Genomic DNA, 1566 nt, shown 5'->3' with positions numbered 1-1566 from the left:
ATAGAAACACTTAGGTTAAGCTACTAAGAGCACACGGTGGATGCCTAGGCGCTAGGAGCCGATGAAGGACGTGGCGAACAACGATAACGCCTCGGGGAGCTGTAAGCAAGCTGTGATCCGGGGATGTCCGAATGGGGAAACCTAACTGGATTCATCTCCAGTTACTCACACCTGAATACATAGGGTGTGCAGAGGCAGACGAGGGGAACTGAAACATCTAAGTACCCTCAGGAACAGAAAACAAGAGTGATTCCGTCAGTAGCGGCGAGCGAACGCGGAACAGCCCAAACCAATGAGCTTGCTTGTTGGGGTTGTGGGACGTCTCTTTGGAGTTACAAAGGAACATGGTAGGCGAAGAGGTCTGGAAAGGCCCGCAAGACAAGGTGAAAGCCCTGTAGCTTAAATCATATTCTCTCCGAGACGGATCCCGAGTAGTGCGGGGCACGTGAAACCCCGTATGAATCTGCCAGGACCATCTGGTAAGGCTAAATACTCCCTAGCGACCGATAGTGAAGCAGTACCGTGAGGGAAAGGTGAAAAGGACCCCGGAAGGGGAGTGAAATAGAACCTGAAACCGTGTGCTTACAAAAAGTCAGAGCCCTATTTATGGGTGATGGCGTGCCTTTTGTAGAATGAACCGGCGAGTTACGTTCCCGTGCAAGGTTAAGGTGAAAAGCCGGAGCCGCAGCGAAAGCGAGTCTGAATAGGGCGACTGAGTACGTGGACGTAGACCCGAAACCAGGTGATCTACCCCTGTCCAGGGTGAAGGTACGGTAACACGTACTGGAGGCCCGAACCCACGCACGTTGAAAAGTGCGGGGATGAGGTGGGGGTAGCGGAGAAATTCCAATCGAACCTGGAGATAGCTGGTTCTCCCCGAAATAGCTTTAGGGCTAGCCTCGGAAGGTGAGTCGTGGAGGTAGAGCACTGATTGGATGCGGGGCCCGCAAGGGTTACCAAGTTCAGTCAAACTCCGAATGCCACAGACTTTATTCCGGGAGTCAGACAGTGAGTGCTAAGATCCATTGTCGAAAGGGAAACAGCCCAGACCATCAGCTAAGGTCCCCAAGTGTGTGTTAAGTGGGAAAGGATGTGAAGTTGCACAGACAACCAGGATGTTGGCTTAGAAGCAGCCACCATTGAAAGAGTGCGTAATAGCTCACTGGTCGAGTGACTTTGCGCCGAAAATGTAACGGGGCTAAACACACCACCGAAGCTATGGCTTGATACTTAGTATCAGGGGTAGGGGAGCGTTGAATGAAGATTGAAGGTGTACCGCAAGGAGCGCTGGACCTCATTCAAGTGAGAATGCCGGTATGAGTAACGAAAAGATCAGTGAGAATCTGATCCGCCGAAAGCCCAAGGGTTCCTGAGGAAGGCTCGTCCTCTCAGGGTAAGTCGGGACCTAAGGCGAGGCCGAAAGGCGTAGTCGACGGACAACAGGTTGAAATTCCTGTACCACCGAAAGCCGTTATGAGCAATGGGATGACGCAGGAGGGTAGTGACGCGGACTGATGGATGTCCGTTCAAGCAGTGAGGCTGGTATGTAGGCAAATCCGCATACCT

Annotated in this window: 1 rRNA gene; it reads left to right on the top strand. The window is 52.4% G+C overall.

The annotated features are described in order from the left end of the window. Nucleotides 1-13: 13 nt before the first annotated feature. Nucleotides 14-1566, top strand: a 23S ribosomal RNA gene (locus tag ACFSGI_RS01990); the annotation flags it as partial.

Origin of the sequence: Paenibacillus nicotianae, from assembly GCF_042681745.1 — a bacterium.
GTDB lineage: Bacteria > Bacillota > Bacilli > Paenibacillales > Paenibacillaceae > Saccharibacillus > Saccharibacillus nicotianae.
Note: the sequence above shows the minus strand (reverse complement) of the source record. Positions and strands in the feature narration are given on the sequence as shown.